Genomic DNA, 6451 nt, shown 5'->3' with positions numbered 1-6451 from the left:
CTCGGGCTGGTTCATGTACGACAAAAAGGCGTAGGCCGCATCTTTGACTTCCGGAGCGGCCTCGGCACTGATCGCACCAGACCAGCCCCCGAAGGCCGCGAACGGGGCGTGATTGACGCCGTTGATGGCGTAGACATCGCCTTCGAGCGTGGCGGTGGTGCGCAGCGAAGAAGCGTCGCTGCCGGCGTGCGGCTCGGTCAGGCAGAACGCACCCAGCATCTGGCCGGCGGCCAGCGGACGCAGCCACTGCTCTTGCTGCGCCTGGTTGCCGTAGCGCATCAGGATCGCGTTGACGGGGCAGTTGGTGACGCTGATCACCGTGCTGGTGCCGCCATCACCCGCGGCGATTTCTTCCAGCACCACGGCCAGGGTCTGGTAATTCAAACCCGCTCCGCCCAGCTCTTCCGGCACGCAGATGCCGTAGGCGCCCAGCTCGGCCAGGCCCTTGTGCGCATCCTTGGGAAAGTGGTGCTCCTTGTCCCAGCGCGCGGCGTTGGGCCAGAGCTGTTCCTGGGCAAAAGCGCGCACCGCGTCGCGGATCATGATTTGGTCTTCGTTCAGCAGCATGGAGTTGTCTCAAAAAATGGGGAAAGTGGCGCGATCAAACGGGATCGTGGCAGACCACGCAGAGCTTGTTGCCGTCGGGGTCTCGAAAGTAGGCGCCGTAGTAGTTTGGGTGGTAGTGCGGGCGCAAACCCGGCGGGCCTTCCGAGACCGCACCTTGTTGCAACGCGGCGCCATAAACCGCGTCCACCACCGCACGGCTGGGCGCGGTAAAGGCGGTCATCGGCCCGTTGCCGGGGTCGTGCGCCGCGCCGTTGTGCGGGTGGCAAATCACAAAGTAGGGCCGCTGGCCGCCCGCGCTGTGCCAACCCGCCCAGGGCAGATCGGGCTCGCAAAAACGGGGCTCGTGGCCCAGGGCCGCCATCAGCGGTTGGTAAAAGGCCAGCGCCCGGTCAAAGTCGCTCACGCTCACAAATATGTGGGACAACATGGGCTGCTCCGGTGGTGGTTCACGGGTCTACCAGTGATCGGCGCGCCGGCCATCCACGTGCAGCAGGCGGCCATTGTCGGCCTGCGTGACGCTGGCCAGCACCGCACGCAAACCGCTGGCGCTGTCCTGCACCGTGAGCGGCGCGCCCGCTCCGCCCATCTCGGTCTGGACCCAGCCAGGGTCCAGCGCCACCAGCGTGGCGCCGGGGTAGTCGAAACGCGCGCTGCTCAAGGCCATGTTGAGTGCCGCCTTGCTCACGCGGTACAACCAGGCATTGCTGCCCGCCACGCTGCCGATCAGGCTCATGGAACTGGAGAGCACGCCGAACACACCTGCGGCCGCTTCCACACAAGGCAGAACCTGCGGCACCACCTGCATGGCGCCCAGCACATTGGTGCGCATCACCCGGTCGAAAGCCTCTTGCGTGGGCGGCGTGTCGGCCCCGGCAGACTCCAGCACACCGGCCACGTACAACGCCAGATCGAGTTTCTCGCCATCGAGCTGCCAGGCCAGCCCGCTCACGCTGGTGGGCTGGGCCACGTCCAGCGTCCAGGCCTCGGCGCCCAGCGCACGCAGGCGCGCCAGACCGGTCGCGTCGCGCGCCGTGGCGATCACCCGCCAACCTTCGTCCAGGTATTGCTGCGCCAGCGCCAGGCCAATGCCGCGCGAGGCGCCGATGATGAGGATGGTGCTCATGACGTGTTCGAAGAATGGAGCGCCAGGGCGACCGCGGAACCGGCTTGGCCGAACCGCAGGTGGCCCTGGCGGCGTGTGGGTGTTACAGCAGTTCCACGGCCATGGCCGTGGCTTCTCCGCCGCCGATGCACAGGGTGGCCACGCCCTTTTTCAAACCCTTGGCTTGCAACGCGTGCAGCAGCGTGACCAGGATGCGCGCACCGCTGGCACCGATGGGGTGGCCCAGGGCGCAGGCGCCGCCGTTGATGTTGACTTTTTCGTGCGGAATGTCCAACTCCTTCATGAGCGCCATGGGCACCACGGCAAAGGCTTCGTTGATTTCCCACAGGTCCACGTCGGTCACGGCCCAGTTGGTCTTTTCGAGCAGCTTTTTCGTCGCACCCACGGGGGCGGTGGCGAACCAGTTGGGTTCTTGCGCGTGGGTGGCATGGGCGACGATGCGGGCCAGCGGCGTCAAGCCCTGCGCCTTCGCGGTCGAGGCGCGCATCAGCACCAGGGCGGCCGCGCCGTCGTTGATCGACGAGCTGCTGGCGGCGGTGATGGTGCCGTCTTTCTTGAACGCGGGTTTGAGGCTGGGGATCTTGTCGAGCTTGACTTTGCCCGGGCCTTCGTCGATGCCGATCACGCGCTCGCCGCTGCGGTCTTTCACCGTGACGGCCGTGATCTCGGCGGCGAAGGCACCGCTTTCGGTGGCGGCTTTGGCGCGTGTCACCGAGGCGATGGCAAAGGCGTCTTGCTGCTCGCGGGTGAAGCTGTATTTGGCCGCACAGTCTTCACCGAACGTGCCCATGGAACGCCCGGCTTCGTAGGCGTCTTCCAGCCCGTCCAACATCATGTGGTCGTAAATCTTGTCGTGGCCCATGCGGTAGCCGCCGCGCCCTTTGAGCATCAGGTAGGGCGCGTTGGTCATGCTCTCCATGCCGCCCGAGACCATCACCGTGGCGCTGCCAGCGGCCAACATGTCGTGCGCCAGCATGGTGGCTTTCATGCCCGAGCCGCACATCTTGGACAAGGTGACGGCGCCGGCCGACATCGGCAGACCACCCTTGAGCGCGGCCTGGCGCGCGGGGGCCTGGCCTTGTCCGGCCATGAGGCAGTTGCCGAACAACACTTCATCAACGAGCGCAACATCCACGCCCGCGCGCTCGACAGCGGCCCGGATGGCAGCGCCGCCCAGATCGTGCGCGCTGAGGCTGGCGAAATCGCTCTGGAAAGAGCCCATGGGGGTGCGGGCAGCACCCACGATGACGATGGGATCGGTGAGGGTATGGCTCATGAGGTTCTCCTTGGGGTAAAGCAAAAAAAAGGGGCCGGCCTGTCAAGCCGGTAGGGCTTGGGGCCGGTGTTGCAGAAAACGCCGCTCGTTTTCGTACGGGAACACGTCGTGCACGTGCCCCTGGGCGATGCGTGCCTGGTGGCTTTGCCAGAATGCCGCGTCCAGCAAATCGGCGTGGTGCCGCATGAACACCGCGCGCACGGTCGGATTGCCGAGCAGGAACGGGCCAAAGGTTTCGGGGAACACGTCTTTGGGACCGACCGTGTACCAGACCTCGCCCGACATCTCGTCTTCTTCGTTGCGCGGCTCGGGCACGCGGCGGAAGTTGCAGTTGGTGACGTACTCGATCTCGTCGTAGTCGTAGAACACCACCTTGCCATGGCGCGTGATGCCGAAGTTCTTCCACAACATGTCGCCGGGAAAGATGTTGGCGGCCACCAGGTCTTTGATGGCGTTGCCGTATTCGACCACAGCCCGTTCGAGCTGCGCGTGCGCCTTCCGATCGTCTTCGCGCAGCCGCAAGGCGTCAAACGCTTCTTGCAGATAGATGTTGAGCGGGATCATGCGGCGCTCGATGTAGACGTGTTTCAGCACCACCTCGAGGTGGCCGTCGCCGTTGTGGTCGCTCATCTCCAGCTGGCTGGGCGCGAATTTCTGAATCTCGGTGATCAGCTCGTCGGTGAAGCGCTCGCGCGGAAAACCCACGCCGGAGAACTCCAGCGTATCGGCCATGCGGCCCACGCGGTCGTGCTGCTTGACCAACTGGTACTTGCCCCGGATCTGTTCGCGCGTGGTGTCTTTCTGCGGCGGGTAATAGTCTTTGATGAGCTTGAACACGAACGGAAAACTCGGCAGATCGAACACCAGCATCACCATGCCCTTGATGCCGGGGGCGATGCGCAGCTTGTCGGTGCTGTGCCGCATGTGGAACAGAAAGTCGCGGTAGAACAAGGTCTTGCCTTGCTTGGCCAGACCCAGCGCGTTGTAGAACTCGGCGCGGGGCTTGCGCGGCATCATGCTGCGCAGAAACTGCACATAGGCGCTGGGGATCTCCATGTCGACCATGAAGTAGGCGCGCGCGAACGAGAACAGGATCAGCAGATCGTCTTCGCCGAACAGCGCCGCGTCGATCACCAGCTGGCCCTCGCCGTTGTGCAGCACCGGCAAGGCAAACGGCACTTCCTGAAAGCCGTTGATGAGCTTGCCCACGATGTAGGCGCCCTTGTTGCGAAAGAACAGGCTGGACAGCACCTGGATCTGAAAATTGGCGCGCAGCTTGCTGTGGTCGAAATGGCGCTTCATGGCCTCGTGCACCAGTGCCACATCGCGGCCCAGGTTTTCAAACGGCACGCGCAAATCGAAGTCCTGCACCATGCGCAGCACTTCGGCGGCCATGCTCTCGGCACCGGGGTAGTAACAGCGGTAGGTGGGGCGCGCGTCCTGCTCTTCGTTTTCCAGGTACTCGGTGGAGACCGCCGGGCGCACAAAAATGAAGTCGTTCTGAAAATAGGCGCGCTGCAGGATCTTGGTGGTGACCGAGTTGAAAAAGGTTTCGGCCAGTTCGGGTTGGCGGTGGTTGACCAGCAGCCCGATGTAGTGCAGCTTGATTTGCTCCCACACCGGCATGGGCTGCGCCTGCGCCGAAAATTCCTTGATCAGGCGCTTTTCGCACTCCTTGACCCGCAGATCGTAGAACTCGATGCGTTCGCGCTGTGCCCGCTGCTGTCCGCTCCAGTCGCAGGTTTCATACCGGTGCTTGGCCCGGGCCGATTCGGAACGGAACAAGCGGTAGTGCCGGTTGAACCCATCCATCATGGCCTTGGCCACGTCGTAGGCCAGGGTGGAGTCGAGCCGTTGGGGAAACATGGGCGGGCACCGGGGCCGAGTCAGGGGCGTTCAGGCGCGGCGCGCCGCAGCCACACCGGCAATGGCCGCGCGGTAGGCCGCGTCCAGCCCCTCTGCGCCGTCCACCGTCATCAGCAGGTCTTGCAACAAACCGTCGCGCAGACCATACACCCACCCGTGCAGCGTGAGCGTTTGCTGGCGCGCCCAGGCGTCTTGCACCACGGTGGTCTGCGCCACGTTCATCACCTGTTCGATCACGTTGAGGTCGCACATCACGTCCAAGCGGTGCGCTTCGGGTGTGGCGGCCAACAAGTCGGCATGACGGTCCCGCACGTCCTTGATGTGGCGCAGCCAGTTGTCGGCCAAACCCACGCGCACATTGTTCAAAGCGGCTTTCACACCACCACAACCGTAGTGCCCCACCACCATCAGGTGCTTGACCTTCAACTGGTCCACCGCGAACTGGATGGTGGACAAACAATTCAGATCGGTGGGCACCACCACGTTGGCCACGTTGCGGTGCACGAACACCTCACCCGGCGCCAGCCCGGTGATCTGGTTGGCGGGCACGCGGCTGTCGGAACAGCCGATCCACATGTACTGCGGGCTCTGTTGCGCCAGCAAGTCGGTGAAGAAGCTGGGCTTGTCGCGCACCATGGCGGCGGCCCACTCTTTGTTGTGATCAAAAAGGTCTTGAAGTTTGGAGGTCATGGGGTGATCTTAGAGCCAGAAATGGCTTGATTTCCACGGTTCAAAGCTATGGCGTGTTGGTCTCAGCAGGTTTCCGCGAACAGCTCGCGACCGATCAGCATGCGCCGGATTTCGCTGGTGCCGGCACCGATCTCGTACAGCTTGGCGTCGCGCCACAAACGGCCCAGCGGGTATTCGTTGATGTAGCCATTGCCGCCGTAGATCTGCACGCCCTCGCCGGCCATCCAGGTGGCTTTTTCCGCCGTCCACAAGATGACCGAGGCGCAGTCCTTGCGCACCTGGCGCACGTGCTCCGTGCCCAGCAGATCCAGGTTTTTCGCCACGGTATAGGCGAAGGAACGCCCGGCCTGCAGCACGGTGTACATGTCGGCCACTTTGCCCTGGATCAACTGGAATTCGCCGATGCTCTGGCCGAACTGCTTGCGGTCGTGGATGTAGGGGATGACGTTGTCCATCACCGACTGCATGATGCCCAGCGGCCCACCGGTCAGCACGGCGCGCTCGTAGTCCAGGCCGCTCATCAACACCTTGGCGCCCATGTTGAGCCCGCCCAGGATGTTTTCGGCCGGCACTTCCACGTTGTCGAACACCAGCTCGCCGGTGTGGCTGCCGCGCATGCCCAGCTTGTCGAGCTTTTGCGCCACCGAAAAGCCTTTCATGCCCTTCTCGATCAGGAAGGCGGTGACGCCACGCGCGCCCATCTCGGGTTCGCTCTTGGCGTAGACCACCAGGGTGTCGGCGTCCGGCCCGTTGGTGATCCACATCTTGTTGCCGTTGAGCAGGTAGTAACCGCCCTTGTCTTCCGCCTTCAGCTTCATGCTGATGACGTCGGAGCCAGCGCCGGGTTCGCTCATGGCCAGCGCGCCCACGTGTTCGCCGCTGATCAGCTTGGGCAGGTATTTGGCTTTTTGGGCGTCGGTGCCGTTGAG

7 protein-coding genes are annotated in these 6451 nt (G+C 63.8%); all 7 read right to left on the bottom strand.

What is annotated here, in order from left to right; translation table 11 throughout:
• Positions 1-567: acyl-CoA dehydrogenase family protein (locus tag ABYB95_RS14615; protein ID WP_372659300.1), on the bottom strand; the 567-nt coding region annotated here is incomplete at its 3' end.
• 34 nt (positions 568-601) lie between these two features.
• Entirely contained in the window at positions 602-994 is a 393-nt protein-coding gene (locus ABYB95_RS14610; protein ID WP_372659299.1) for a VOC family protein, read from the bottom strand.
• 27 nt (positions 995-1021) lie between these two features.
• Positions 1022-1690 (bottom strand): SDR family oxidoreductase, encoded by a 669-nt coding sequence (locus tag ABYB95_RS14605; protein WP_372659298.1) that lies wholly within the window; start codon positions 1688-1690, stop codon positions 1022-1024.
• Positions 1691-1772: 82 nt separating this feature from the next.
• Positions 1773-2966, bottom strand: a complete 1194-nt coding sequence (locus ABYB95_RS14600; RefSeq protein ID WP_372659297.1) for an acetyl-CoA C-acyltransferase — start codon at positions 2964-2966, stop codon at positions 1773-1775.
• A gap of 42 nt (positions 2967-3008) precedes the next feature.
• Complete coding sequence (gene aceK, locus ABYB95_RS14595; protein WP_372659296.1) at positions 3009-4832, bottom strand: bifunctional isocitrate dehydrogenase kinase/phosphatase; 1824 nt, start codon at positions 4830-4832, stop codon at positions 3009-3011.
• A gap of 30 nt (positions 4833-4862) precedes the next feature.
• Entirely contained in the window at positions 4863-5522 is a 660-nt protein-coding gene (can, locus tag ABYB95_RS14590; protein ID WP_372659295.1) for a carbonate dehydratase, read from the bottom strand.
• Between the two features lie 62 nt (positions 5523-5584).
• The coding region (locus ABYB95_RS14585; protein WP_372659294.1) for an acyl-CoA dehydrogenase family protein at positions 5585-6451 on the bottom strand (867 nt) is incomplete at its 5' end.

Source organism: Hydrogenophaga sp. (assembly GCF_041633695.1).
In the GTDB taxonomy this organism is placed as follows: domain Bacteria; phylum Pseudomonadota; class Gammaproteobacteria; order Burkholderiales; family Burkholderiaceae_C; genus Hydrogenophaga.
This window is presented reverse-complemented; position numbering and strand designations above follow the sequence as displayed.